This window comes from Fuerstiella marisgermanici (assembly GCF_001983935.1).
Taxonomy (GTDB): Bacteria; Planctomycetota; Planctomycetia; order Planctomycetales; family Planctomycetaceae; genus Fuerstiella; species Fuerstiella marisgermanici.
Genome location: NZ_CP017641.1, coordinates 7,829,302 through 7,854,321 on the forward strand (window position 1 = coordinate 7,829,302; position 25,020 = coordinate 7,854,321).

At 56.1% G+C, this 25,020-nt stretch carries 28 protein-coding genes; 5 read left to right on the forward strand and 23 right to left on the reverse strand.

Features of this window, described 5'->3' with window-relative positions; all coding sequences use genetic code 11:
* Positions 1–6: 6 nt before the first annotated feature.
* The 18 genes from rplR to fusA form a co-directional block, all read right to left on the reverse strand.
* Positions 7–378, reverse strand: a complete 372-nt coding sequence (rplR, locus tag Fuma_RS29475) for a 50S ribosomal protein L18 (protein WP_077027266.1) — start codon at positions 376–378, stop codon at positions 7–9.
* Between the two features lie 36 nt (positions 379–414).
* Entirely contained in the window at positions 415–963 is a 549-nt protein-coding gene (rplF, locus tag Fuma_RS29480; RefSeq protein ID WP_077027267.1) for a 50S ribosomal protein L6, read from the reverse strand.
* A 47-nt stretch (positions 964–1,010) separates the two neighbouring features.
* Positions 1,011–1,412, reverse strand: coding sequence for a 30S ribosomal protein S8 (gene rpsH / locus Fuma_RS29485; protein WP_077027268.1), 402 nt, complete (start codon positions 1,410–1,412; stop codon positions 1,011–1,013).
* 76 nt (positions 1,413–1,488) lie between these two features.
* Positions 1,489–1,674, reverse strand: coding sequence for a type Z 30S ribosomal protein S14 (locus tag Fuma_RS29490; RefSeq protein WP_077027269.1), 186 nt, complete (start codon positions 1,672–1,674; stop codon positions 1,489–1,491).
* A 26-nt stretch (positions 1,675–1,700) separates the two neighbouring features.
* A complete protein-coding gene (gene rplE, locus Fuma_RS29495; RefSeq protein WP_077027270.1) occupies positions 1,701–2,255 on the reverse strand; it encodes a 50S ribosomal protein L5 in 555 nt (184 codons plus the stop codon).
* 45 nt (positions 2,256–2,300) lie between these two features.
* Positions 2,301–2,669: a 50S ribosomal protein L14 gene (gene rplN / locus Fuma_RS29500; protein ID WP_077027271.1), complete on the reverse strand. Its 369-nt coding sequence runs from the start codon at positions 2,667–2,669 to the stop codon at positions 2,301–2,303.
* Between the two features lie 44 nt (positions 2,670–2,713).
* Positions 2,714–2,998 (reverse strand): 30S ribosomal protein S17, encoded by a 285-nt coding sequence (gene rpsQ / locus Fuma_RS29505; protein WP_077028637.1) that lies wholly within the window; start codon positions 2,996–2,998, stop codon positions 2,714–2,716.
* Positions 2,999–3,029: 31 nt separating this feature from the next.
* On the reverse strand, positions 3,030–3,236 hold the full coding sequence (rpmC, locus tag Fuma_RS29510; protein ID WP_077027272.1) for a 50S ribosomal protein L29: 207 nt from the start codon (positions 3,234–3,236) through the stop codon (positions 3,030–3,032).
* Between the two features lie 20 nt (positions 3,237–3,256).
* Positions 3,257–3,679, reverse strand: a complete 423-nt coding sequence (gene rplP, locus Fuma_RS29515; protein WP_077027273.1) for a 50S ribosomal protein L16 — start codon at positions 3,677–3,679, stop codon at positions 3,257–3,259.
* Positions 3,618–4,319 carry a 30S ribosomal protein S3 gene (gene rpsC, locus Fuma_RS29520; protein ID WP_077027274.1) on the reverse strand — a complete coding sequence of 234 codons (702 nt, stop codon included), beginning with the start codon at positions 4,317–4,319 and terminating at the stop codon, positions 3,618–3,620. The genes rplP and rpsC overlap by 62 nt, the downstream gene beginning before the upstream one ends.
* Before the next feature lie 66 nt (positions 4,320–4,385).
* The gene (gene rplV, locus Fuma_RS29525; RefSeq protein ID WP_077027275.1) at positions 4,386–4,730 is read right to left on the reverse strand and encodes a 50S ribosomal protein L22; all 345 of its coding nucleotides are present in this window, start codon (positions 4,728–4,730) and stop codon (positions 4,386–4,388) included.
* A gap of 2 nt (positions 4,731–4,732) precedes the next feature.
* Positions 4,733–5,002, reverse strand: coding sequence for a 30S ribosomal protein S19 (rpsS, locus tag Fuma_RS29530; RefSeq protein WP_077027276.1), 270 nt, complete (start codon positions 5,000–5,002; stop codon positions 4,733–4,735).
* Between the two features lie 24 nt (positions 5,003–5,026).
* On the reverse strand, positions 5,027–5,884 hold the full coding sequence (gene rplB, locus Fuma_RS29535; protein ID WP_077027277.1) for a 50S ribosomal protein L2: 858 nt from the start codon (positions 5,882–5,884) through the stop codon (positions 5,027–5,029).
* A 44-nt stretch (positions 5,885–5,928) separates the two neighbouring features.
* Entirely contained in the window at positions 5,929–6,234 is a 306-nt protein-coding gene (gene rplW / locus Fuma_RS29540; RefSeq protein WP_077027278.1) for a 50S ribosomal protein L23, read from the reverse strand.
* 10 nt (positions 6,235–6,244) lie between these two features.
* The gene (rplD, locus tag Fuma_RS29545; RefSeq protein WP_077027279.1) at positions 6,245–6,886 is read right to left on the reverse strand and encodes a 50S ribosomal protein L4; all 642 of its coding nucleotides are present in this window, start codon (positions 6,884–6,886) and stop codon (positions 6,245–6,247) included.
* Positions 6,887–6,894: 8 nt separating this feature from the next.
* Complete coding sequence (gene rplC / locus Fuma_RS29550; RefSeq protein WP_229360774.1) at positions 6,895–7,563, reverse strand: 50S ribosomal protein L3; 669 nt, start codon at positions 7,561–7,563, stop codon at positions 6,895–6,897.
* Positions 7,564–7,683: 120 nt separating this feature from the next.
* The gene (gene rpsJ / locus Fuma_RS29555; RefSeq protein WP_077027281.1) at positions 7,684–8,010 is read right to left on the reverse strand and encodes a 30S ribosomal protein S10; all 327 of its coding nucleotides are present in this window, start codon (positions 8,008–8,010) and stop codon (positions 7,684–7,686) included.
* Between the two features lie 142 nt (positions 8,011–8,152).
* Positions 8,153–10,228, reverse strand: a complete 2,076-nt coding sequence (gene fusA, locus Fuma_RS29560) for an elongation factor G (RefSeq protein ID WP_077027282.1) — start codon at positions 10,226–10,228, stop codon at positions 8,153–8,155.
* A gap of 999 nt (positions 10,229–11,227) precedes the next feature.
* Here fusA and Fuma_RS29570 point away from each other — a divergent pair.
* Positions 11,228–12,067, forward strand: a complete 840-nt coding sequence (locus Fuma_RS29570; protein ID WP_145944447.1) for a hypothetical protein — start codon at positions 11,228–11,230, stop codon at positions 12,065–12,067.
* Positions 12,064–12,939, forward strand: coding sequence for a hypothetical protein (locus Fuma_RS29575; RefSeq protein ID WP_077027285.1), 876 nt, complete (start codon positions 12,064–12,066; stop codon positions 12,937–12,939). The genes Fuma_RS29570 and Fuma_RS29575 overlap by 4 nt, the downstream gene beginning before the upstream one ends.
* Before the next feature lie 105 nt (positions 12,940–13,044).
* On the opposite strand, the gene Fuma_RS29580 is transcribed toward Fuma_RS29575, so the two are convergent.
* From Fuma_RS29580 to Fuma_RS29590, 3 genes are read right to left on the reverse strand one after another with little or no spacing between them, the layout of a single operon-like run.
* Complete coding sequence (locus tag Fuma_RS29580) at positions 13,045–14,025, reverse strand: 2-hydroxyacid dehydrogenase (protein ID WP_077027286.1); 981 nt, start codon at positions 14,023–14,025, stop codon at positions 13,045–13,047.
* Between the two features lie 9 nt (positions 14,026–14,034).
* Positions 14,035–17,481, reverse strand: a complete 3,447-nt coding sequence (locus tag Fuma_RS29585) for a serine/threonine-protein kinase (RefSeq protein WP_077027287.1) — start codon at positions 17,479–17,481, stop codon at positions 14,035–14,037.
* A 10-nt stretch (positions 17,482–17,491) separates the two neighbouring features.
* On the reverse strand, positions 17,492–18,079 hold the full coding sequence (locus Fuma_RS29590; protein WP_077028638.1) for an RNA polymerase sigma factor: 588 nt from the start codon (positions 18,077–18,079) through the stop codon (positions 17,492–17,494).
* Between the two features lie 146 nt (positions 18,080–18,225).
* Between Fuma_RS29590 and Fuma_RS29595 the strand changes: the two genes are divergently transcribed.
* From Fuma_RS29595 to Fuma_RS29605, 3 genes are all read left to right on the forward strand, one after another.
* Positions 18,226–19,056, forward strand: coding sequence for a DUF1559 domain-containing protein (locus tag Fuma_RS29595; protein WP_083732415.1), 831 nt, complete (start codon positions 18,226–18,228; stop codon positions 19,054–19,056).
* Positions 19,057–19,114: 58 nt separating this feature from the next.
* On the forward strand, positions 19,115–19,768 hold the full coding sequence (locus Fuma_RS29600) for a hypothetical protein (protein ID WP_077027289.1): 654 nt from the start codon (positions 19,115–19,117) through the stop codon (positions 19,766–19,768).
* Between the two features lie 178 nt (positions 19,769–19,946).
* Positions 19,947–20,786, forward strand: a complete 840-nt coding sequence (locus tag Fuma_RS29605; protein WP_077027290.1) for a hypothetical protein — start codon at positions 19,947–19,949, stop codon at positions 20,784–20,786.
* A gap of 3 nt (positions 20,787–20,789) precedes the next feature.
* On the opposite strand, the gene lnt is transcribed toward Fuma_RS29605, so the two are convergent.
* Together lnt and Fuma_RS29615 are read right to left on the reverse strand one after the other, a co-directional pair.
* The gene (lnt, locus tag Fuma_RS29610) at positions 20,790–22,331 is read right to left on the reverse strand and encodes an apolipoprotein N-acyltransferase (RefSeq protein ID WP_077027291.1); all 1,542 of its coding nucleotides are present in this window, start codon (positions 22,329–22,331) and stop codon (positions 20,790–20,792) included.
* A 258-nt stretch (positions 22,332–22,589) separates the two neighbouring features.
* Entirely contained in the window at positions 22,590–25,010 is a 2,421-nt protein-coding gene (locus Fuma_RS29615) for a HEAT repeat domain-containing protein (RefSeq protein ID WP_077027292.1), read from the reverse strand.
* Positions 25,011–25,020: the final 10 nt, after the last annotated feature.

The following is a 25,020-nucleotide window of genomic DNA, read 5'->3' on the forward strand; positions in this document are numbered from 1 at the left end:
CCGGCTTTAGAAAGTCAAACCCTGTGCACGTGCGGCTTCCGCCAACGCAGCCACGCGGCCATGATAACGAAACGGGCCGCGATCGAACACGACGGACTCAATGCCTTTTTCCTTGGCACGCTCACCGATGAGTTTCCCCACGGTTTCCGCCATCTCGCAGGTCCCAGCCACTTTTCCTGCGCCAGCAACAGCCGACTCGAGAGTGCTGGCCGCAACGAGTGTGCGTCCCTGTGCGTCATCGATAATTTGCGCGTAGATATGTCGGTTGCTCTTGAACACCGACAGTCGAGGCCGCCCATGCGCGTCACGTCTAACGCGGTTCCGAACTCGGAATCCACGTCGCTTTGAACGTTGCGCCAATCGCTTTTGAGTTTTCATTATCTTCAACCAACCTGATGTGCGATGCTCGCAGCACTATTTGGAACCAAAGGCTTTACCGGCTTTGCGGCGAACCTGCTCGTTTTCGTACCGAATGCCCTTACCCTTGTATGGCTCAGGCGGACGTACCGATCGAACATTTGCTGCAAACTGACCAACGGCCTGCTTGTCAGCACTTCGAACGATCACACTGGTAGGAGCTGGCACATCGACAGTGACGCCTTCCGGAACTTCCAGAACGACGGTGTTGGCAAACCCAACCTGCAATGAAAGTTTGTTACCAGCAAGTGACGCATTGTACCCGACGCCAACGATCGTCAATCGACGTTCGAAAGGCTTGGTGACGCCGTCCACCATATTCTGAACCAAGGTTCGCGTCAGTCCATGCAACGCTCGGTTTTCACGAGTGTCGTCCGGACGGTTCACCTGCACCAGTCGGTCACCATCATTGACGGTGATTGACATGTTGGGATGCGGGTCAAATCTCAGCTCACCCTTCGGTCCCTTAACATGGACTTGCTGGCCATTCATGGCCACTGCCACGTCGGCCGGAAAGCTGATAGGTTTTCTTCCAATTCGAGACATTGCTCAAATACCAGTTCTTGATTCGAATGAACGTGACGAAGGTAGGTCTACCACAACTGGCAGAGAAGTTCTCCACCCACACCTTGTTTGTGAGCTTCACGATTGCTTAGAACGCCGCTGGATGTCGACAAGATAGAAATGCCTAATCCCTGACGAACTTCCTGCATCTCCGACACTTTGACAAATACCCGTCGACCCGGCTTGCTGATTCGTTCGATGTGTTGAATTACGTGTTCGCCATTAGGGCCGTACTTCAAAGGAATTCGCAGCGTTGGAGCAGGCATTCCCTCTTCTTCGACGATCTCATGTTCCCAGACGTATCCTTCGCGTTCCAACGCCTGAACGAGTCGGACTTTCATCTTAGACGTCGGCATGTCGACGAACGGGCGTTCGACATGCATTGCGTTGCGAATACGGGTGAGCAGATCAGCTATCGGGTCGGTCATCATGAGACAGGTTACTCGACTAAAATATCTTGCCAGCCAGCGTCAATAACACGACGCGGAAAGGTACCGTTGAAAACGCCTACCAGCTCGCTTTACGAGCACCCGGAACAAGGCCGTCAAGGCACAAGTCGCGGAAGCAGATTCGGCACACTTTGAATTTGCGGTAAACAGCCCGGGGACGACCGCAAAGATTACACCGATGCTCAATCCGACTGCTGAACTTCGGTGTGCGTTTTGATTTTTCGATCTTTGCTTTACTTGCCATGTATCCGAACCAAACTCGGTGAGAGATTAACGATCTGAATCTTTGTTTTTGAACGGCATGCCGAAGGCTTTCAACAGTGAATGCCCTTCTTCATTGGTTGTCGCCGTCGTAACAATCGTGATGTTCATGCCCTGCGGCTGCGTGACTGTTTCTGGATCAACCTCTGGAAACACCAGTTGTTCCTGCAGCCCGCAGTTGTAGTTTCCTCGACCGTCGAAACCTTTGGGATTCACGCCGCGGAAGTCGCGAACACGAGGCAGTGCCAAAGTAATCAGGCGGTCCAGGAACTCATACATCCGCTTGCCACGGAGAGTTACTCGACAGCCAATCGGCATGCCTTCTCGTAGTCGAAATCCGGAAACCGACTTCTTCGCTCGTCGGATTTCCGCTTTCTGGCCACTTAGAATCGTGAGGTGATCCACTGCAGCATCAAGCCGCTTGCGATCCTGAACGGCCTCACCGACACCCATGCTGATAACAATTTTTTCCAACTTGGGTACAGCGTGAACGTTCTTATGTCCCAACTCTTCTTTAAGACTCGGAACGATCTCAGATTTGTATTTTTCGAGCAAACGTGTCATTTTGAATTCTCGATTTCGCCTCTGCGAAGTCAGTTGCGCGAACAGCTATACCACTTCGTTGGCGAGGCTGACAATCTTCATAAATTTCCGCTCGCGAAGCTCTCGGGCCACAGCGCCGAAAATTCGTGTTCCGCGAGGATTGCGGTCGTTGTCGATAAGAACAATTGCGTTGCGGTCGAAACGTACGTAGCTGCCGTCGTCTCGACGAGACGCTTTACGGCAGCGAACAATTACGCCTTTGACAACAGACCCTGATTTCACGCTACTGCCGGGCAGCGACTTTTGGACGCTGACGACAATGACATCACCAAGAGTTGCATACCGGCGACGGGAGCCGCCCAGTACCTTAATGCAACGCACAAGTTTTGCCCCGGAATTGTCAGCGACATCCAGGACGGTTTGCATTTGTATCATTGAAACAATCTCCACAGAAGAACCGCCTACGCGACTCTGTTCTGCTATTCTGAATCAGCACTAATGGCCGCAGCTTCTGCCGTTACATCGTCCGATTCCCGGACCACTCGTACCAGATCCCATCGCTTTGTCTTTGAGCGAGGTGGTGCCTCAACGATCTCAACCAGGTCTCCGACGGCCGCTTCTTCATTTTCATCATGAACATGACATACGGTTCTTCCGCGAACGATCTTGCCATACTTTCGATGGCGAAACCTTCGCTGGATTTCTACACGCAATGTCTTGGAAGCCTTATCACTGGCTACGGTACCGACGAGAGTTCTTTTCATCGCTGACTGCAACTTCTCTGAACAAACCAAATTAACTAGCAGCAGCGGAGATTTCCCGCTCCCGCTGAATAGTCTTTACCCGAGCGACTATTTGGCGCAACTTACGCACATTGCTCGGTGCATCATTTCTTTCCGTTGCCGACTGAAACCGTACACGAAACAGAGACTGTTGAGTCTCACGCAGTTCGTGTTCCAGTTGTTCGTCTGACATTTCCCGCAGCGACGTTGCCTTGGTCATTAAATCACCTTACGCCCTATTTATTGCACAACCGGCCGACGGCCGACTAAGCGTACTCGAACCGGAAGCTTATGAGCTACTCGGTTAAAACAGTCGCGCGCACCAGCCTTGTCGACGCCCGTTAATTCGAACATCACCGTCCCCGGCTTGACGATGGCTACCCAGCGATCCGGCTCACCCTTACCTTTACCCATTCGCGTTTCCAGCGGACGAGAGGTTACGGATTTGTGCGGAAAGACTCGGATATAAACCTTGCCAATACCTCGAACGTATTGTGTTGCCGCAATACGGCATGCTTCAATTGTTTGCGCAGTCACATGGCCTGCGTCCATCGACTGCAGACCCCATTCGCCAAAAACGACGGTGTTACCCCGAAGGGCATTACCTTTTATACGTCTTCTTTGGCTTTTTCGATGCTTGACCCGCTTTGGCATTAGTGCCATCTGCAGTCTCCTCGTCCGAATAGTCGCCCAGGTCGATCCAAACTTTTACGCCGATAACTCCCTGTGGAGTTTTCGCTTCTGACAAACCATAGTCCACATGTCGACGCAGCGTTGAAAGTGGAATCGAGCCACGACTGGCCTTTTCCTTTCGCGACATCTCAGCACCACCGAGGCGACCGGACATCTCAATCTTCACACCGTAAACACCCGAACTCATCACTTCATCAAGCGTCTTCTTAATCGCTCGACGAAAACTTCCTCGCTTCGAAAGCTGCTGGGCGATCTTATCTGCGACCAGCTTGGCGTTTCGATTAGCGTTTCCTATTTCAACAATCTTCAAGTCCATTCGCCGGCCGGTCAACTCTTCAAGGTCGCCCTTCAGCCTGTCAACTTCCTGCCCTTTTCGCCCAATGATGACACCGGGACGCGCCGTGAACAGGTGGATGATGACCTGGTCACGTGTCCGCTCGATCTCAACCTTTGCAATCTCTGCGAACTGATATTTTTCGCTGACGTACTTCCGAATCTTGAAGTCTTCCGCCAGAAGGTCGCCGTACTCGCGCTTCGGTGCATACCACCGACTACGCCAGTTTTCCATGACACCGACTCGAAATCCTGTCGGCCTGACCTTTTGACCCATTGCCTCAACCTTTACTAAGCTGTAACCATTTGTTTTCTGGAATGTGGTAACCGAATACGGTGAAGATTAACCCAACTCAGGAGCATCAACGCCCACATGAATGTGAGCCGTACGTCGCCGAATCAGAAATGCCATACCTCGAGCTCGCGGGCGAACTCGCTTGAACATCGGGCCGCCATCGACACGACATTCTGAGATGACCAGACGATCGGGGTTTCGTACGCCGCGATCTTCCGCATTGGCGATGGCGCTCTTCAGTACCTTTTCCAGAAACCGAGCACCTCGGTTTGGAACATAGCGTAAGGCTTCGACACCTTCGCCGGCAGACATTCCGCGAATCATATTCGCAAAAGGACGTACCTTAGTCGCCGAGATTCGCGCGTGGCGATGAGTAGCGTTCACAACACCCATGACTACTTCTTACCCTTCGCCCCATGGCCGCGAAACGTTCGCGTGGGAGAGAATTCTCCCAGCTTGTGGCCAACCATATCTTCCGTCACATACACATTCATGTGTGTGCGACCGTTGTGCACTAAAAACGTGTGTCCAACGAACTCAGGTGAGATCGTCGAGGCACGAGCCCATGTCTTAACCGGTTCCTTACGTCCACCTTCGTTCAGCTTTTCAACTTTGCTGAGCAGCTTGGCGTCAACGTACGGCCCTTTTTTGAGCGATCGACCCATGAATCAGAACCCCAACCTAACAATTCAAACCTTGACTTCACCATATCGGCGTGACCGACGCCGACGAATTATCGCTTTGTTAGAAGCCTTACGCTTCGTACGTGTGCGACCACCTTTGGACAATTTGCCAGTCGGACTACACGGATGTCGGCCGCCGGAATTTCTGCCTTCACCACCGCCCATTGGGTGAGCGACTGGATTCATACACGTTCCGCGAACGTGTGGACGCCAGCCTAACCAGCGTCGCCGTCCGGCTTTACCGTAAACGATAGCACTGTGCTCATGATTACCGACAACACCAATGGTGGCTCGGCACTTGCTTGGCAAGCGACGAACTTCACCGCTTGGCAAAGTGACTTGTGCCCAACGACCTTCACGAGCGTTTAGGACCGCTCGCGTACCAGCACTCCGGACCATTTGTCCGCCGCGCCCTGGCTGCATTTCGATATTGTGAATGTCTGTCCCCGGTGGAATTGCACTCAGCGGCATACAGTTGCCAAGTACTGGCTCAACAGTTTCACCGCTTTGGACTTTTGCACCGGCTTTCAAGCCCTCTGGGGCGAGGATGTATCGTTTTTCGCCGTCGGCGTATTCAACTAACGCAATTCGGCATGTGCGATTCGGGTCGTACTCAATGTGAGTGACAGTCCCAACCACATCATCTTTTGTTCTCTTGAAGTCGATAATTCGATACAGTCGCTTGTGTCCACCACCTCGGTGACGCGCTGTGATCTTGCCCTGATTGTTGCGACCGCCTGTCATCTTCTTGCGGACGGTCAGCGACTTTTCAGGCCGCTTCTTGCGATCCGTAATTTCCGCGAAGTCTGACACAGAAGCGCCGCGACGTCCCGGAGTCACTGGTTTATAAAATCGAATTCCCATTATTAACCTCGCAAGCAGAACCAGCTCGATTCCACAGCCAATCTCTAGAAGAACGAAATCCGATCTTCATCGTGCAACTTCACAATCGCTTTCTTCCAGCCTTTGGTGTGCCCAAGGGCGACACGTGCTCGGCGTGGCTTTCCTTTGCGATTCTGTGTGCGGATGCTGTCAACTCGCACGTCCCACAGCTCTTCGACCGCTCGCTTGACATCCGTTTTAGATGCCAGTGGGTGGATCTCAAAAGCGTACTGATTTAGCGCTTCGGAAGCGTGTACACCTTTTTCGGTCACCAATGGCCGTCGAATCACCATGTGTGGTTCGAGATGAACCCCAACCTTCTTGTCAGACATTTCTAATCACCTACGCTGGCACCGCAGCGCCACGCCCAAGAAGACTGTCCATAGCCGCCGTTGTTACCACCAATGTGCGGTGACGCAGCAGCGAATACGCATTCAAATCTGAAGCAGGCAAAACCTGCACGTCCGGCACGTTTCGAGCCGACTTGTAAACATTTGAGTCAATGCCGTCCGTGACAATCAGTGTTGATGTCCCGCCAGCCCCGAGTGCTGACAATCCCGCAACAACTGACTTTGTCTTGGGGGAATCAAGTCCCCATCCAGACAGCACAACCGCCTGCTCATCCTGAAACTTGCTCAGCAGGGCCATGCGAGTTGCCAATCGAACAGCCTTGCGAGGCAGTCGATAGCTGTAATCGCGATTCTTCTTGCCAAACGCGTGTCCACCACCTCGGCGAACCGGCGTTCTGGCGTTACCAGCTCGTGCACGACCTGTCCCTTTTTGGCGGAACAGCTTCTTGGTGCTACCACGAACCATGCCGCGAGACTTGGTCATGACAGTACCGACGCGTTGGCCTGCCTCGTACATGACAACCACATCATGTAACAGCTGGCGATTGATTTCGCCTTTTACCAAATCCGTTGGGTCGAATTCGTAGCTGCCAGATGAGCTGCCATTCAAATCCTGAACCGGAATACTAATCATGACTCAACCTACGCCTTCCGATTTCGGGCCGAATGACGAAGAACAACAAAGCCACCGTTCGCACCCGGCACAGCACCTTCCACCAGCAACATATTGTTTTCTGCGTCCGCACGAACCACTTTCAGATTTCGGACTGTGATTCTCACGCCACCGTAGCGGCCGGCCATCCGAGTCCCCTTCATCACGCGAGCCGGATCGGCACTCTGGCCAATCGATCCGCCGTGACGGTGAACTCGCTTAACCCCGTGAGTCGCACGTTGGCCCTTGAAGTTATGCCGTTTCATTACACCTGCGTGTCCGCGACCTTTTGAGGTGCCGATCACGTCAATGAACTTCCAGTCAGCCACAGCATCAGCTGCCAAAGACTGCCCGACTTCAAGGCCATGATCCGCGTCTTCGCAGCGGAATTCCCGCACAAAGACCTTTGGTTCACACTCTGCCTTAACCGCCGATTCAACACCAGTGGCAGCCCTCACCTTCTGGCGGCGACCTGAGATCGCAGCCACGTGGCCACGAGCAGCTCGAGACGCCAGCCGTCGAGGCCGATCACCGAAGCCAAGTTGGACCGCATCGTAACCGTCTCGATCAACAGTGCGAACTTGCGTAACCACGCAAGGCCCTGCTTCGATGACGGTCACAGGCACAACGACACCTTCGTCGTTATAGACCTGCGTCATTCCAATTTTTTTACCAAGTAAGCCAACAGGCATAGTACAGCACCCGTGCGCTGAACACGAAAGAAGGAACACCAACCACACATGTGGCGGGATTAGCAAGCAGCAACCGCAACACCAACGTCAGGCAGTCGCGGTCGCCTTAATTTTGATATCAACACCAGCAGGAAGAGACAGCTTGTTCAAAGCATCAACCGTCTTCCCGGTAGGCTGACAAATATCGATCAGTCGCTTGTGGGTTCGAATCTCGAATTGCTCACGCGACTTTTTGTCGATGTGAGGACTTCGAAGAACCGTGTACCGCTCAACTCGAGTCGGCAACGGGATCGGACCGTGGACGATCGCTCCAGTGCGTTTTGCAGTGTCGACAATGTCAGCCGCCGACTGATCCAACACGGAATGGTCGTAAGCTTCCATCCGAATTCGGATACTTTCATCGCCAGCAGCCACCGCAAGTCGCCTTCACCAAAGGGTTTACGTAAAATTTCCGTCGCCCCTGAAACGGGGAATCGCACATGTTAGGGACGTCGGGTCGTTCTGTCAACGACGCGACAGGTAGTTTTGGAAGTGTTTTGCAGATTATCGAATCAGGTCATCTTGTCGTTGAATCCGGTGGAGCTTCCGCATAGCGGCATGGTTCCATCGAATACGAGGCTCGACCCTGCGACAAGCTTCGGACTTCTGTTGAATACCCAAACATTTCGATCAACGGCACTTCCGCCTTCAGCACACATAAGTCGCTTCGGCGGTTGGAGTCTACAATCAATGCACGGCGTGAGTTCAGGTCAGACTGGATATTTCCCAGAAATTCCTCAGGTGTGACAACTTCAAGAGCCATGATGGGCTCCATGGTCACGATTTTTCCTTCCTGCAGGACTTTGTTAAACGCCTGGGCCGCTGCAGAACGAATCGCCGTGTCTGTAGATTCCTCCTCACGATAGTCGGCTTTTATGACCGTTAACCGCATATTCATTAGTGGATAGCCGAATTTGCCGCCACCATTTGCTTCACCATCCAGCGCCTCAAGCAGAACCTGCAGCATGGGGGCAGGCAGCGTGTTGGGTTTCAGTTTGTGAGAAACAGTGACAGCGGAATCACCTTCATTGAATTCTTCCACCTTTAGGTCCAGGCCGAAATGTAACGTGTTGGCCGGTGTGGTGACGTTGAAGTCTGCGTTCACGGTTAACTCGCCCACCAGTTTTTCACGAAGGCTGACGCGTGGCTTGTGAACTCGCACTTTCAGATTGAAATCTCTTTCCATGCGGTGGCGAATGACTTCCAGGTGCAGTTCCCCCATGCCGCTGATGATTGTCTGTCCGGTTTCTGGATCCGTTTTGGCAGTAAAGGTCGGATCCTGCCGTTGCAGTCGATCCAGAACCTCAGCCAGTTTCTTGCGGTCTGCGCTGGAATCCGGTTCAATCGCCATGGAAATCACGGTTTCCGGGAAGCGAATCTGTTCCAGGACGATTGGCTTTTGCGGGTCGCATAAAGTGTCGCCGGTCGCTGTGTCTTTGGGGCCCACGACGCCACAGATGTCGCCTGCTTCAACCTGTTCCACTTTCTCTCGCGAGTCTGATTGGATGTGCCACAGCTGAGTAATCAGTTCTTTCTTTTTCGTTCTCGGGTTCGTCAGGCGAGAATTGCTTTTCAGGATGCCTGAATAAACTCTCGCGAAATAGAGGTCCCCGTGATTGTCTGACTGGATTTTGAAGACAAGTGCGCAGACGGGATCATCCGTTGAGCATTTGCGAGTGACTTCTTTGCCATCGGCCTTCGGTGACGGATCGATTCCGACCACGGGTGGGCAGTCCAGTGGGCTGGGAAGCAGGTCTGTGACGGCGTTCAGCAAGGGTTGAACGCCAATGTAATCCAGCGACGAACCGCACAGAACCGGCTGGAATTTGGCTTCGATGGTCCCCGCCCGCAACGCTCGAATGATTGCTTCGTGCGGAACATCGCGCTCTTCCATATGAGCTTCCATCACCTCTTCGTCAATGTCTGAAAGCCTGTCCAGCAGCTCTGATCGCATCAGTTCCGCGTCGTCCGCCAGTTCTGCTGGGATCTCATCGGTGCGAAACTCCGAGCCGCGTGACTCTTCGTCCCAGTAAATCGCCTTCATGGTGAGAAGGTCGACGAGCCCGCGAAATCCATCGTCATTGGTGGCGGGGCCCTGCCCGATCGGAATCTGGATCGGTAGCGGATTCGCTTTCAGTCGGTTGCGCATGGCTTCCAGAACCCGCTCAAAGTCCGCGCCGATACGGTCCATCTTGTTGATAAAGCCGATTCGCGGCACGCCATAGCGGTCTGCCTGCCGCCAAACGGTCTCACTTTGTGCCTCAACGCCTTCAACCGCGCTGAAAATCGTTACGGCCCCGTCGAGAACTCGCAGGCTGCGTTCGACTTCGGCTGTGAAGTCGACGTGGCCCGGTGTGTCGATGATGTTAATTGTGCGATCGTTCCATTCGCAGGTTACGGCTGCGGAATAGATTGTGATTCCGCGTTGAGCTTCTTCCGGGTCGAAGTCCGTCTGAGTTGTTCCGTCGTCGACATTCCCCATCCGATAAGACGCACCTGTGTAGTACAGAATGCGTTCTGTCGTTGTGGTCTTGCCAGCATCGATATGAGCGATGATGCCAATGTTTCGGATACCATCTATTGAACGAGCCATGATTTCGGGGCACTCAGCCTGCGGGGGGAATAACGATTCGAAGGGCCGTGTTTTAGCGATAACGAGCTAAGATCGCACGACGAAAAACGGTTTATCCGGTGAGCCGGACGCAATCTACTTCCGGAGCTCGCAGCGGACGCAGGCGTCTGCGCCCCTTTGAATCAGATCGTTGTCGCGTTCGGTCGGCACTGATTTCGGCTGACGATGGCGGCTTCTTTGCGGGCATCTATTGGGAAGACGCAGCCTGTTGTCGAGGTCGCTTTTCTTCAGGGTTGTCATGGCTGGAGTTGGTCATGGCTGTGTCTCTGTGAATGAAGGTCGCTTTGTGTGTCCGTAGCCGGCCGCAGATCGCTGGTGCGTGGGGAAGGCTTCTGGCTCCGGCGAGGTGCGGCCACGTTCAGACCAGATCTGCTGAGCTCATTCGATGTCGATTCAGACTTTGATGTCGGTGCTTCAGGGCTGTGTGGCCACATCCGACTGGCGACTTGCGCCAATTTCGGCAAATCTCAGACTCCGCATGGTTACTTTAGGCGGCGGAAGAGCCGATGCCTTCGTAGTCGCTGCGCGTGGGCCGGTTTGGCCGCTGGCAATGCTGTGTGGTATCGAGCCGCCGTCCCGAATGCGGCCAAAGTGTTCAGTTTCTGGATTTTTGATGATTTCTTGCGTAGGAAAATGCTAGTGTTTGGGAACGCTCTGGGTGTGTTTCCTGAAAAGGTTTGTTTTCTTGGGTAAGAAATGGCTGGGAAATCAGAAATAAAGTCTGAGTCTGAGATGATCTCGCAGTTGGCGGCGAGTCCGCTTGAGCTTGCGCCAGTGACATTGACGATGCAGCCAACCGCACGGACGCAATTTGTAAACTGCGATGCTGTAGCGACCGCAACATGGGAAGACGGGGAGGCGACCTTCGCGATCGAGTGCAAACGTCTCGCGACGCCCAAGGAGTTTGCGACGGCGGTTTCGCAGGTTCAGTCGTGGAGCTTGCCCGAGGGGACTTTTCCAATGCTGTTGCTGCCGTACCTGAAGCCGGAGCAGCTAAACGAACTCGAACGATTAAAAATCAGCGGTGTTGACCTGTGTGGGAACGGAGTCATCACAATCCCGGGCAGATTGATGGTTTACCGAACCGGGCAACCGAACCGATTTCGAAGCAGCGCTGCAATCAAGAACGTCTACCGCGGCAAAACGTCTTTGGTTGCCAGGATATTCGCAAGCCAGCAATCGTTTCCGACTGTTCAGGCACTACGCGACGCGATAATTGAACGTGATCCCATTGCGCAAAGTGGATTGGATAGTTCGATTGGTCTAAGCACTGTATCCAAGGCCCTGAAGACTCTTGAGCAGGACCTGATTGTTGCTCGTGAAGACGACGGTGCCATTCGGTTGCTCCAGCGAGACCAGTTGCTTGATCGGCTGTTGCGAAATGATCAGCCGCTTGAGGCGGAGGATTGCATCCGATTGAAAGCAGACGTTTCTGATGACAATCTTGTCGAGTGGATTGCCGGCAAAATCGATTCACTGGACATTCCCGTGTCCGCAACGGGGCTGAGTTCAACATCGCAGTACGCTGTCATGCAGCGTGGTCCGATCATGCAGTTATATACCCCGGACACTTCAGCCGTTGCGACGGCGCTGGCTGCACCAGAGGCTGATCGGTTCGAAAATATCGTACTCATCAAATCGAAGCGTGCAGTCGACTATTTCGACTCTCGGCGGGACGCGTCATTTCCGTGGGCATCACCGCTACAAACCTGGCTTGAGCTTATGCGTGGCGACAAGCGTGATCGGGAGACGGCCGTTCAGGTTCGAGAATTGCTGCTGGCATCGGGAAGTGGGACATGAGTGAACTGGCGAGTCTTGAGACCAGCTTGCGCGAATTGCTTGCTCGGCTCGATGCTGCAGCATGCCCGATCATTCTTGGTGGCGGCTACGGTCTATACCTGCGGCGAACAATTCTGCAGCGCGAAGGTGTCCGCACTTTGCTTCAGCGTTGGCCTGAGGCACGTTCAACCAACGATTTAGACCTGTTCCTGCGGCCGGAATTTATTTGTGATTCGTCGAGATTGGCCGCTTTGAAGCAGGCGCTAGATGAGCTGGGCTACGCGCCCGTTGGTGGTGCCGAACACTATCAATTTCGAAAGGATGATCCTGACGGTTTCATCGAACGCGGTATCAAAATTGATCTCCTGACCGGGCCGCGGTCCTGCTTTGCGGGCAGCGGGTTAAGAGTGGACGAACGGCGAGTTCGCCCAAAACCGAGTGTCAAAGTTCACGCGCACCCGACGGATGAGGCGATTACTCTTGAGGAGCATCTGCAGGAGGTCCAGCTGCCGGTTTCTCGTGACGGCGCGGAATCCAGCAGGACCGTGTACTTTCCTCATCCGTTTACTTACGCGTTGATGAAGTTGTATGCGTTCCGGGATCAGGTGGATGCACACAAAAAAGAGTACGGCAGCCACCACGCTTTGGACCTGTATTCAATTATCGCGATGATGACTGAAGACCAGTGGGGGCAATCGCAGGAGATGGCGATCCAGAACGCTGGTTCGGAGGTCGTCACTGAAGCGTCGCGCATTGTTGGTGAATTGTTTAAGTCCATGACCAGCAAGGGGATGTTGGTCATGCGTGCGAACCCCTATTGCACAGCCGACCTGCAACTGGATGACTTCATCTCGTTGCTTGGCCAGTTGTTTGCCGCTCGACACGACCATTGACCGCTGAGTGATCTCGCTTGCGGGCGCGATGGCAGTGTGGGCATCAGCCATAGCAGCGTCGCGCGGTCGTGATGTGCTGTGATTGGAGTCCCGAAATTCCGGGCGTCACTTGCTGGAGGGCCGGCTGGCGTTGACCACGTTCTGCGGTCGGCCGTCCAGAAACGCTCGAATGTTTTCCACGCAGCCCAGTGTCAGGAGGTCGAGTCCTTCCGGGGTTCGGTCCGCAGTGTGCGGTGTCAGCACCACATTTCGGCAACTTAGTAGCGGGTTGCCATCAGCGGTCGGTTCGGCGTCGTAAACGTCAACGCCTGCTCCGAACAGGTGGTCTTCATTCAAGGCGGCTGCCAAAGCAGATGTGTCGACAACCGCTGCTCGAGCCGTGTTGATGAGAATCGCGCCGGGTTTCATTTGCTGAAGCTGCAGGGCACCGATCATGCCGCGAGTTTCGTCTGACAGCCGCACGTGCAGGCTGACGACATCGCTGGTGGAAAGTAGTTCGTCCAGCGATACGTAGCGGAAACCAAATTCTGCCGCTGTTGCTTCGTCAGGGTGGAAGGTCCACGCGACAATTTCCATGCCGAACGCGGAGCACAGGCGAATCATTTCCAGGCCGATGTTGCCGGTGCCTATCACTCCGATCCGCTTGCCGATCAGCGACATTGCCATTTCTGATGACCACTGCCCTGCCCTGAGTTGTTCGGTCATCAACGCCATTCGCCGCGATACGGCCAGCATCAGTCCGAAGGCATGTTCGGCGACGACGGTTGCTGTGCGGCCAGGAATATTGCTGACGATGATGCCATGGTTTGAGGCGGCGTCGATATCGATTGAATCGTAGCCGATCCCGCACACGGCAATCATTTTTAGGTTTGGCAGTTGGTTCAGCACATCCCCGGACACCTTCACCGCGCTGCGGGAATTCAGCAACACGTCGGCGGGCGCAAGCCGTTCCAGCATTTCGCTGTCACTGGAGGGCCGATCTCCGTAGTAGCGGACGTCGGCAAAGTCGCGTAGCTGGTTGAGATGTTGCGACCCGCCCACCAGCGGCGGATCATCGCCAGGAATGACAACGATGGGACTTTTCATATTTTGAGTTCATTCCACCGCAAGCGGCCAGTCAAGATCTCGTTTGGCCAGTTGCTCAGTCAGCAATCGAAGATTCCATATACAGACCATGCCCTCGTTGGTACATGCAGCCAGATAGCGGTGATCCGGGCTGAAGGTCAGAAAGTACGCCGGAGATGAAACCGGCATCGTGAATGTCACCGCTTCGGACCAATCCGACGTATGGAACAGGCGAATGGAATTCAACGAACCCGCGACCGCCAGCAGTCGACTGTCGCGAGTGAACGTCATGGCTCCCAGACCCTGACCGGGAAATTCGCGATCAATGTAGCAAGCCTCAGCCCAGTCGCCGACTGAATAAATGTGATAATCCTGAGATCCTCCGACTACTAGCCAGCGTCCGTCACGACTGAACTCAGCTCGTGAACGGACGCCGTCGAATTCTCGCACCAGCGACATCGTGTTTGCATCCCATAGCAGGGTCTTGTAGTGCCAGTATGTCGTCACCGCCCAGCGTCGATCCGGTGCCACAGCCATTGTCCAGAACGGATCGAAACGCATTTCCTGAGCCTGCGACGGATCGGCGAGTGCCACAATGTGCGACAAGCCGGACTCACGACACACCAGCATCTCGTCCTCCTCCACGCCAATAATCCCGAATGTCAGACGCGAAGAGTCTGCCTGCGCCAGTACTGTTGGCGCCCCAATTTCGGGTGTGCCGTGCGACGGCGACCACTTCACCGTGCGCCGTTCGGCAACGGATTCGGAGACTGTCACCAGCGTGTCGTCTTTCGTTAAGAACTGCCCCAGGACTGCCGACGCGACCGGGATTGCGGCGACCTCGCGAGCATTATCGGGATCAACCAGTTGCATCCTGTCGTTGCAACAGACAGCCAGCAGATTGTCACGGCTGAAGCTCAGACCGACACGATCCGTCGCAGCATCGTTGCAAACGAACGAACGACACTCCGGCGCGGAGGAGTATTGCCAGCGACCAATTCGACTGCCAGCAAAACCGAACGAAAGGAACCTGCCGTCCTGACTGAATCCAATCGCCAGCCCGTCGACATCGAACAGCTTCTGTTCGGATTTCAGATCGAATAAACATGTCGTGCGTGCCCCCACGATCGCCACCGTTCGTCCGTCGGGATGAAACGCGGCGTGTATCATCGGCACCAAAGCAAACACGGTTCTGGGCTTCGCGACATCACTGCGCGCCGGGTAAATTCTTAATCCGTCCCTATCGAGGTGAACGCAGGCAACCTCGTCGGCGGTCGGATGCCATGCAAGAGATCGGATTTCCGCTTCGTGTGAAAACGAATTGACGACTTTGCGCTGCGTCGTGTTCCAGACTTCCAGGCCATTTGAGCGAGCAACCGCCAATAGATCACCCGCCGGTGAGAAACGGATAATCGTTGGCATCGTTCGGTTGTCTGTCGGCTCAAGGGTTGCAATTTCGACACCATCAGGCAGACTGAAAAGTCGAACATTTCCATCAGAAAACCCGATCGCGACGCGGTTGCTGTCGGCGGAAAAATCGACATCGTCAGTGCACCAATAGCCTTCCGCCGGAACACTCAGCAGCGATTCACCGGTTGCCACGTTCCAGATCGTCGTTGGAATCTCTGCATGTCTGCCATTGGCATTCTGGCCCACCGACGCGATCATGGAACCATCCGGGCTGAACCGCAGGAAGAACCGCGGGGACGGAGACGGTGACAGTCCTTCGGCGTAGCCTACGTCGGAAATACTTCGTTCTTCGGAATTGTCGCGCAGCCGCCGAATGCTCAGCGCCCCGTTCGGCATGAAGCGAGCGTATCGTTCACTATCGGGCGACACAGCGATCCCGGTCTGGTCGCTGCCCTTGCGATACCCTTCCCAGCGAGCTTCCTTGCGGAGATCCGGCAGCGACACACAGGCCAGCAATTCGTTGCGCAGCTTCAGCATCGTCGGTTCGTCCGGCGGCAGGTCTTTCAGAATACTGGAGGCTTTGTCGACGGCGGCGATGCCTTCGAAGCGACGCCCCGCGCGGCCGCTGAGTCTGGCGCGCCCAGCCTGAGCCAGCAGCGCTTCCACGGTTCGAGCGTCCGCCAGCCGATTCGCCTCCACAAGTTTAACGTTGGCTTCCGACGTGTCTCGCAACAAGGCTGCCGTGGCGCGCTGTTCGTTGCGAAGCAAAATGGTCGACGCCGACAGTCCGACCAGTAACATGACACTCAGCAACGCCACCGCCAGTGCCAACGACGCGACCAGTGGTCGCCGACGGCACCATCGCAGCAGGCGTCCCGGCCAGCCGATCGGGCGGGCAAGAATTGTTTCTCCACGAAGAGCGCGGCGCAGATCTTCCGCCAGTTCTCGCCCGCTGGCGTAACGATTCTGCGGATCCTTCTCGAGGCATTTTTGGCAAATGGTTTCCAGGTCTCGAGGCACTGCGGGGACTAGAATGCGCGGCGCGACAGGCTCGTCCAGCGCCGCTCGCTGCAGAACCTCCACGGCGACCGCACCATCGAACGGCGGTCGTCCGACAAGCGCGCAGTACAGCGTCGCGCCAAGGGCATAGACGTCCGAGGCCGGGCCCACTTGATCATGGCGACCGAGTGCCTGTTCCGGTGGCATGTACTGAGGCGTGCCGACAATCTGACCGGTCGTCGTTAAGCTGCCTGGCCTTTCAACGTTTCGCGCAAGTCCGAAATCCGTGATCCGTACGCAGCCTTCGTCGTCGATCAGAATGTTGTGGGGCTTGAGGTCACGGTGGATGACGTTTCGCAAGTGTGCCGCAGCTAGACCTTCAGCCGCCTCTGCAATAATCTCGGCAGCACGACGACCGGACAGTGGCCCCTGAGCCAGCAACTCCGCCAGCGTTTCGCCATTGATGAACGCCATCGACAAAAAGTAGACATCATCGGCCTGACCGGCATCGTATATCGGCACGATCCCCGGATGTTCCAGCTTTGCCGCGGCTTGAGCTTCCGTGTGAAATCGTTTGATCTCATCGCTCGACGCAAACTTGCCGGCGAGAATCACCTTCAACGCGACTTCTCGTCCGGTTCCCGGCTGCCGCGCACGGTAGACGATTCCCATTCCGCCGCGACCAACTTCTTCCAGAATTTCGTAGCCGCCGATGGTGTGAGGACGATCGCGATCCACGTCGGGCGTCGATGCCGCGGGGACGGCATCGGAATCTGCGGTGGCCGACGAATCGGACGCGACGACCTGATGCACGGCGAATAGCTGCTTTAGTGGTTCGGTCAGTTCCGGAAACCTCGCCCGAAATTCCGTCAGCGTCGACGTTTCGCCAAGTTCCTCGCGAAGGACAATTTCGTTGTAGATCACGTCCAGCATTGTGTCCGTGTCGTCGCGCAGTGCGGGATGTTGAGCCAGAAACGTTTCTACCGGAATGCGTTGCCCGGCAGACCATGCCGCACGTTGCTGGGCACAAGTTTCGGCAACGAGTTCGGAAGTACTTGGCTCGCTCATGAATCCTGGCTCATGCTTTAACGGCGCGCAACGCGCGGTCCACTGCCCGGCGCAATTGCATTCGCAGTGCGTCGGGCGTTTTGTTTGTGCGGTCCGCAATTTCGGTCCAGCTATCCCCTGCGCGCCGCCATTCCACGAGTTGGCTGTCTTCCGGCGTGAGTTCCTTCAGCACTCGTTCCAACATATCCAGAGGATTCGCTTCCTCGTCGGCATACACGACTGCCGCCGGTTCCTGGCGCAAATGAGTCAGCGATATTTCCCGGCCCTTGTCGCGCCGCAACGTCGAATGCCGTCGCTGCCAGTCTCGAACGCGGTTTTCGGCCATCCTCGACAACAAAGCAACAAGCTGCTTCGGAGTGTCCAGTTCAAACTGCCCGGCCACCGCGCGCACAAAGAAGTTACCAAGCACCGACTGAGAAATATCCATCGAATCCACAAGCTGCCTCAGCTTCGGCGCACCCAGCCGAATTCTGACCGCGCGTCGAACGTGAGGTTCGTACACGTTGACCAACTCAACCGCCGCGTCTTCGTCTCCGTCACGCACTCGCGCGATCAGATCGCGGAAGTCGCCGCAATCGTCAATTGCTTCCTCAGTCATAAACGCCGTCTCTCCGCCGATCGAACAGGTTTTCGCCACAATACTACACGATGCACAAAATTCCCACAGAAAACTGTTCGGTCCGGCGAACGGCCACGTTCTTAGATGCGGACGAACTCCGTGAAAGGAACAAAGTTGTTTGAAAAATGCAGAAGCACCTTCCATCACCTCACACTTCCCGTATCGCCGCATTCACGATCATGGAATTGCTGGTCGTGACTTCGATTCTGGGTCTGTTGATGGCTCTGCTTGTGCCGGCCGTGCAGTCGGCTCGCGAAGCGGCGCGGCGAACCGGCTGCCAGAACAACCTGCGACAGATGGGCCTCGCCCTGCATCAGTTTGAAATCGCTCATCGCAGTTTCCCGCCGGGCCGGGACGCTCACAGGAAACGCCACCATTCGTGGGCGACAGCCGTGCTGCCGCATCTCGACCAGGCCGGCGTCTTCCAGAAATATGAACACGACCAACCGTGGAATCACAAGACCAACATACCAGTCATTAAGTCGCACGTGCCCGTGTTTCGCTGTCCTTCAGCCGTCAAGAACTGGTCTGGGAAAACGGATTACGGCGGCAATTTCGGAACAACGCTGACCGGCCTGGAACCGGGCTTCAGCAGTGGACTTGGCTGGGAAGCCGGCGTGTTACTGGTCGTGCGCATGCCGTACGGCAGCACCTTTCGCAAGCGGCCGGTGAAGATCGCCGACATTCGTGACGGCACCAGCAACACAATCATTGTGGTCGAAGACGCAGACCGGGAAGCTCGCGAAGGAGGCCGCTGGGGCGACGGGCACAACGGAGTCGCTCACGATAACGGCCCGGTTAACAACTCGCCGTCAAACGAAATTCACAGTCGGCATCCCGGCGGTGCGTTCGTGCTGATGGCGGACGGCAGCGTGCAGTTTGTGACAGAAACAATGGACCTGAATGTCCTCGGCTCGCTATGTACGCGCTCTGGCGGCGAAGTGACAGAATTCTGAGCATCCATCGCCCCAAAGAACTCACCCCTTCCCTAAGCTCGAATCGAGGAGAACTCTGATGCGTTCCAGTTTGTTTACCCTGGCATTACTCGCACTGACTGTGGGCACCGCCGAAGATTCTACCGCCGCCCGGCCAGTGTTCGGTGGCGACGTCGTCGTGACCAACAAAACGGACTTTGCCGTTCGAGTCTGGATCCGGCATGGCGTTCGCCTGGTGAAAACGGCTCGGCTGCAGCCTATGGAGTCGGTCACCTCGCCACAGTTGAGGCTGGGCAACAACAAGATGGATCCGAGCGAATACAGCAGAGTGAACGTCTTCGCCCGCGGCCTTGAAGCTCCAATTCGCGGCCGGAACGCCACTGATGTTTCTTCGTACGGTGGTCCGCCCCTGGAAGGCGAGACCGACTGCTACGACATCACGACGCTTATTATTGGTCAAGAAGACGGAGAGATCTCGGAGGACGACGTTGTCCTGTTTGACATCGAAAATGGCGACTGCGACACGGACCCCGAAGATCCCGGTGACGATGACGCAGACGACGACAGCGCTGACGGCGATGGTAACGGCGATGGTGACGGTGAAACCACGGGCCAGCTTGATTCTCGTCAGGAACAAACCGTGATGATTGCATCATCGTCCGGTCTGGCGTTTCTGATAATTGTCGGCTGCCTGCTGGGCCGTGCTCCGCGTCAGAAAGAAAACGAAGTCTGATGCGCGGCAAGCTGCACCCGGTTCGCGACCGGCGTCGCACCGGGGTTGCCGCACGATCCGAACAATCATCGATCAGCAGTCGGCGCAGCAAGTCACGATCAATCCTCAAAACTGAAGGTTTGGTGTGGGGCTCCGCGACTCTCCCCAATTCCATTTGCTTCCTCTCAGGAGACTCGTCATGTTCCGTTTGTTGGCAACGTTCGCTGCCGCGATGTTTACCGTCGCGGCCGCTTCGACGAATTGTCTCGCCCAGCCGTTGGACTCCAGCCCGTTCGTCGATCCACCATTCGAAATCGATGAAGTTCAGAACCCGCTGAAATGGCGGCTGATTACGTTTCGTAACACCGGGCAGATTCCGATTGTCAGTGTCGCGCGCCCGTCGGCGTATTACTTCCCCGAATCACAACTTGAGCAACTCCGACAGCGCCTTCCCATCGAACCAGGCGAACGTGTGCTGCTTAGCTTTGATCGTGATCAACACCACGGTCTGCTGCCGGAAGGGCTCTGCGTGACGTGGGGGACACCCGTCGGGAACAGTCGCACGACCGACTACCTCCCTATGGCCGTCGACTCTTTCGTTTGGCGTTTGCCTGCAGACCGTGGCCATCAGTTTGTCGATCTCAGTTATGAGTTCTCGACAGGCTCCCACATCGACGTGCGGACCAGGTCATCTCCGCCGAATCGGCCTCGGTCTCGCACCTCTCGCACATACTCCCGAGTAATGAGCGTCAACAACCCGAGCGAATACATCACGGAATTCAACTACGTACACCTCGACTTCCATGGACGACGCGGAACATTTGATCTGTACTTCATACCTGCGTGGCGCTACGCAATCAGGCGTGTCGAAGGCACGTTCACGACAGGGCAGCTCGATCCACTCACGCTAACGCGGTCACTTTATCTTACGTCCAGCTATGGCGACTGGGAATTCGTCCTCGATGACTGGGACAATGAAATCTGGGGCCACCTGCCGCTTCCCGGCGGAGATGTGAGAACCATTTTCTATAAGCAATGAGTGTCACTCTTCGCCACCACGCCACGACCGATTCACGCACATCACCGCCGTCATGACGATGCAAGTGTACGCGAACACGTCGCCCCAGCGAACGTAGAAGGTCAGGCCCGTGAACAGCGGTGCGGCGGAAATGACAGTTTGCGTCGTGTGGAATGGCGCCTGCTGTGTGACTCGACCAGTCGGACAGATCACAGCCGTGGATCCGACCACGCCGCAGCGCAACAGCACACGGCGGTGTTCGATGGCTCGAAACCGCGCGATCTGCTGGTGCTGATACAGGGCAGGTGTCTTGCCGAAGATCGACAGGTTGTTCAGGTTCAGCAGTACTTCGGCACCCTCAGCTGTGGTTTGGCGAACGGGTTCGGCCAGCAGGTCTTCATAACAGATCAGAACTCCCAGCTCAGGCCCACCCGGACATGATAACGGAGCGGCTGAGCTTCCTGGCTGATTATTAGAATCCCCCAGTAGCGACCGCACACCCGGGATCCACTGTTGCCCGACGACGTATTCGCCCCACGGCATCAGAAATCGTTTGTGATATCGATCGACAATCTCCTCGTTGGCGTCGACCAGAAACGCGGTATTGAAGAAGGGGCCGTCGTTCATCGCGCCTTCGGGGAAACTTCCGCCGCCGCACAGCAAGGCATTCCCCAGTCCGTGACACGGCCGCGAATCATCAGCGTAAACCGAGTGCTCGCGAACTTCTTCGAGCGACCGAAAGCTGCTCAGAGCCAGTGAGAAATCGTCGGCGCAGGATTCCGGCCAAACCACGAGGTCGACACTGTCTGAGACGGCTTTTGATGCGCGACGCAGGTGATTGATGTCAGGGGATCCAGGCTGAATCAGAGCGACCTTCAATGTCGAACTCCCGGCCGCCATTGCTTCGACGTTGCCGATTCGCCAGTCGCCCCAGGCGATGACAGTGGTGAATATGAGCCCACAAATCACTTCGCTGCGCGTTAGCGACAATCGCCGATTGGAGCGTTCGGCGGGCAATGGCACGGCCTGTGGGAATTGTGGCAATCGCACCGTCACGACGGCTGCGACCCAGATCATCAGAAAGCTGACGCCGTACACGCCGGTGAACTCCGCGATCTGGCACACCGGCAGCCAGCCCAGTTGCGACGTTCCCAATCGCCACGGAAAAATGTGCGGCCAGCCCCATTCGAGCGCCACCCACACGACCGGCCACACAAAAATTCTGGTGCCTACTCGCGAATTGATTTTGGCCGCGACCCATCCGAAAACCCCGAACCGAAACGCGTCCCACGTGATTCCCAGAGTTGCTGTTGTGAGGCCACCGAAGTAACTGATGCGCAGATTGCTGGAAGCCACTTGCGGGAACCAGTGGAACGCAATCCCGAGTCCCGTCATTCCCGCCAGCAAACAGCGACGGAACGCAATGTGAGGCGGCTGATCGACTGCGACGGCCATCATCAGAACCAGCCCAGCCCACGCTGCGGCAAAGGCTCGTTCATCCAGCCACGGCCACGCCATCAATACACCGCTGGTCGTCGGCAACAGTAACTGTCGGAATTTCTGCACTCGGTTCTAACTCCGGAAACTCTGCGATCACAGTCTCTCTGGACCTATGAACGCAGAACCCCAGCCAAACGAACAGAATCTTTCCCTTGCTGAGCTCGGTCTCTGCGAGTCGAGTCATTTCCTGCAACTAATAAAGGTTGATGACCGGGCCAGATCGCCTCGCCCAACGACAACTCAAATCGCCGAAGGCCTCGCAGGAGGACGGTTTCGTTGTGACAGAAAACCGAATGCTAACCTGCCCGACTCGGAGAGATCGAACTACGGCGATTCCTGCTCTTTGCCTTCGATCGCATCAATGGCCTTCCGGAGCATGTCGCGAGCGCGTTTGCTCTCCGTTTCTTTCAGCAGCTTTTCCAGCAGCGGCAGCGCTTCGGCGGCGTCCGGGCCAATCTTGCCGATCAAAAACATGGCGTAATACTGAGTGCGGCGGTGATCGGATTCCAGGCCGGTCATCAGCACAGGCAGAGCGTCCGGGCCGGCGGTGTCAATGTCCTGAATGGCTCCTTTAGCGAAATCGGTGTCCACATCGTCTTCCAGCATCACAAACAGTGTCGGCACCGCGGCCTTCGCGCCTTCCTTCATGGCGCCGAGGGATTCGGCAGCGGCGCGGCGAACGGTCCAGTCTTCGTCCTTCAGTAATTCGATGAACGTCGGCACAGATTGAGACTGGTCTTTCTGAACGGCTGCAAAGCAGTGGATCGCAGCAACTCGCATTGACGAGCTTTCGTGTCCGAGCAGCTTCGCAATCGAATCCGTGCTGGCGACGGCCGCTTCGCCCATTTCAGCCAGCGACGTGACAGCAGCCAACACCACATCGGCATCGTCGTCTGTCAGCAGGCTTCCCAACGCGGCGGCGAGTTCCACATCGGCGACTTTGATGTTGCCAATCGCCTGCGCGGCTGATTTTCTCACGTCTGCTTCGCTGTCGGCCAGTAACTGCAGTAGTCCGTCACGAGCGTCCTTCGCTTTTTCGCCGAAGCTGCCGACCGTCTTTGCCGCGCTGGATCGTACGGCGGGAGATTTATCCTGCAACGCGGCGATAATCTTTGGCAGCACTATTTCTGCAGCGGCGCCCCGTTCTTTCAGCCCGGAAATTGCGACCGCTCGAACTTCAGCCGACGGGTCTTTCAGTGCCGTTGTCAACACAGGCATCGCGAGGTCTGTGGCGATATCCATGCTGGCGACCGAGAGTACACTGGCGGCTCGCACAGATGCATCTTTATCGTCGACTGCTGCTAGGACGGCGTCCGTTGTCGCCGATGACACCTTACGACAACCGCGAAGTGCGACGGCGGCGGTGGATCGCAATTGAGGGGCTTCGGATTGCAGGCACGTCACGAGCGGAGCTTCGGCGGCCGCTGGGACTGGCAACATTTTCCCCAGTGACTGAGCTGCGCTGATTTGGACGCTGATGTTGTCGTGAGTGAGCGCGTCGATGAGCTTCTCGGTCGCCGCGGGCCCGATGGCTGCCAGCGTTGCCGAAAGCTGTTGCGTCGATTGTTCGCTGTCCGCAGATGCGGCAAGCAGTAATGGGACAGCCGCAACGCCGATGCGACTTAACGCTCGCGCCGCTTCATCGCTGCTGTCGTGTTGTTTGAGTGCCTGGATCAGGTTCGGGATCGCGCTTTCTGCGGCCTGCCCCATGTTACCGAGTGCGAAGGCGGCGGCTTTGCGTTGCGTCGCGGTTTCCGACTGCAACATTTCGACCAACATCGGAACGGCTTTGGCGGAATCCGGGCCCAGCTTTTTTAATGCGACCACGGCCGCACTGCGAACGCTGAGTTCATCGTCGGAGAACGAGTCGACAATTTTTGGCAGCAGTTTGTCGCGGTCGAAGTTTGACGCCGCCAACGCGACGATCGCTGCGGATCGCACCTGCGGAGATTCGTCCGCCGAAGCGTCGACCAGACCGGTGACTGATTCTGGTGAAAGCCGTGTGACGGTGGCGAGCCCTTTGGCTGAGGCTGCTCGAACTTCGGGAAGGCGATGAGTTAACGAATCACGAAGCGCGGCTTCCGCGGATTCGCCCAGTTTTACTAACGCATGCGCGGCTTCCACGCACACGTCTGAACTTTCGTCCTCAAGTAGCTGCTGCAGAGTTGGCAATACGCTGGCCGGGTCGGACGTCATCCAGCCCAGAGCTGTCGCGATGCCTCGCCGTCGGCGTTCGTCGCCGTCCTTTAATGCTTCGTTTAAAGCGACGATGGCCGCTGGCCCGATTTGGCCGATCGCCCATGCGGATCGATAACGCTGCTGATCGTTTCTCGTGTCGACAAATTTCAGCAGCTCAGGAACGGCATCGACGGCAGCCGGGCCGATCCGGGCAATCGCCATCGTGGACTGCATCCAAACCTGGTTGTCACGATCGGACACACCTTTGATCAGGGCGGGCAAGGCCGGCGCAGCGTCGGCGCCAAGATCGGCAAGTGCGTAGGCGGCGTCGCGGCGTTCCTGTAGTTCGCCGCTTTCCAGCGTCTTTGCCAGAGCTTCTGCCGATGCGGATTCATCGTCGGCGGCAGCGCGCGGAGCGGCAGCAGAGAAAACCAGCGCGATGCAGATAATCAGAAATGAAGGTCTGAGCTTACTCTGGCTACGAGCCACTGTCTGATGTGCAGCCGTTGGAAGTGGAAGCCGCGGTGCGCCGCGACCTGTCATGCGTTTGAGGAATCGAACATCCATCAGTTCGGCT

Coding starts and splice junctions, on each gene's coding strand:
- Fuma_RS29590 (WP_077028638.1), bottom strand. CDS start 18,079: ATGACTGAGGAAGCAATTGACGATTGCGGCGACTTCCGCGATCTGATC.
- rpsH (WP_077027268.1), bottom strand. CDS start 1,412: ATGATGACCGACCCGATAGCTGATCTGCTCACCCGTATTCGCAACGCA.
- rplF (WP_077027267.1), bottom strand. CDS start 963: ATGTCTCGAATTGGAAGAAAACCTATCAGCTTTCCGGCCGACGTGGCA.
- rplD (WP_077027279.1), bottom strand. CDS start 6,886: ATGATTAGTATTCCGGTTCAGGATTTGAATGGCAGCTCATCTGGCAGC.
- rplN (WP_077027271.1), bottom strand. CDS start 2,669: ATGATACAAATGCAAACCGTCCTGGATGTCGCTGACAATTCCGGGGCA.
- Fuma_RS29605 (WP_077027290.1), top strand. CDS start 19,947: ATGTTCCGTTTGTTGGCAACGTTCGCTGCCGCGATGTTTACCGTCGCG.
- rplV (WP_077027275.1), bottom strand. CDS start 4,730: ATGGGTGTTGTGAACGCTACTCATCGCCACGCGCGAATCTCGGCGACT.
- rplP (WP_077027273.1), bottom strand. CDS start 3,679: ATGGCACTAATGCCAAAGCGGGTCAAGCATCGAAAAAGCCAAAGAAGA.
- Fuma_RS29600 (WP_077027289.1), top strand. CDS start 19,115: ATGCGTTCCAGTTTGTTTACCCTGGCATTACTCGCACTGACTGTGGGC.
- rplE (WP_077027270.1), bottom strand. CDS start 2,255: ATGACACGTTTGCTCGAAAAATACAAATCTGAGATCGTTCCGAGTCTT.
- Fuma_RS29595 (WP_083732415.1), top strand. CDS start 18,226: ATGCAGAAGCACCTTCCATCACCTCACACTTCCCGTATCGCCGCATTC.
- rpsC (WP_077027274.1), bottom strand. CDS start 4,319: ATGGGTCAAAAGGTCAGGCCGACAGGATTTCGAGTCGGTGTCATGGAA.
- rpmC (WP_077027272.1), bottom strand. CDS start 3,236: ATGACCAAGGCAACGTCGCTGCGGGAAATGTCAGACGAACAACTGGAA.
- fusA (WP_077027282.1), bottom strand. CDS start 10,228: ATGGCTCGTTCAATAGATGGTATCCGAAACATTGGCATCATCGCTCAT.
- rplB (WP_077027277.1), bottom strand. CDS start 5,884: ATGGGAATTCGATTTTATAAACCAGTGACTCCGGGACGTCGCGGCGCT.
- Fuma_RS29615 (WP_077027292.1), bottom strand. CDS start 25,010: ATGGATGTTCGATTCCTCAAACGCATGACAGGTCGCGGCGCACCGCGG.
- rplR (WP_077027266.1), bottom strand. CDS start 378: ATGAAAACTCAAAAGCGATTGGCGCAACGTTCAAAGCGACGTGGATTC.
- Fuma_RS29490 (WP_077027269.1), bottom strand. CDS start 1,674: ATGGCAAGTAAAGCAAAGATCGAAAAATCAAAACGCACACCGAAGTTC.
- rpsQ (WP_077028637.1), bottom strand. CDS start 2,998: ATGAAAAGAACTCTCGTCGGTACCGTAGCCAGTGATAAGGCTTCCAAG.
- Fuma_RS29585 (WP_077027287.1), bottom strand. CDS start 17,481: ATGAGCGAGCCAAGTACTTCCGAACTCGTTGCCGAAACTTGTGCCCAG.
- Fuma_RS29570 (WP_145944447.1), top strand. CDS start 11,228: ATGCTGTTGCTGCCGTACCTGAAGCCGGAGCAGCTAAACGAACTCGAA.
- rpsS (WP_077027276.1), bottom strand. CDS start 5,002: ATGGGTCGATCGCTCAAAAAAGGGCCGTACGTTGACGCCAAGCTGCTC.
- rplW (WP_077027278.1), bottom strand. CDS start 6,234: ATGTCTGACAAGAAGGTTGGGGTTCATCTCGAACCACACATGGTGATT.
- rplC (WP_229360774.1), bottom strand. CDS start 7,563: ATGACGCAGGTCTATAACGACGAAGGTGTCGTTGTGCCTGTGACCGTC.
- Fuma_RS29580 (WP_077027286.1), bottom strand. CDS start 14,025: ATGAAAAGTCCCATCGTTGTCATTCCTGGCGATGATCCGCCGCTGGTG.
- Fuma_RS29575 (WP_077027285.1), top strand. CDS start 12,064: ATGAGTGAACTGGCGAGTCTTGAGACCAGCTTGCGCGAATTGCTTGCT.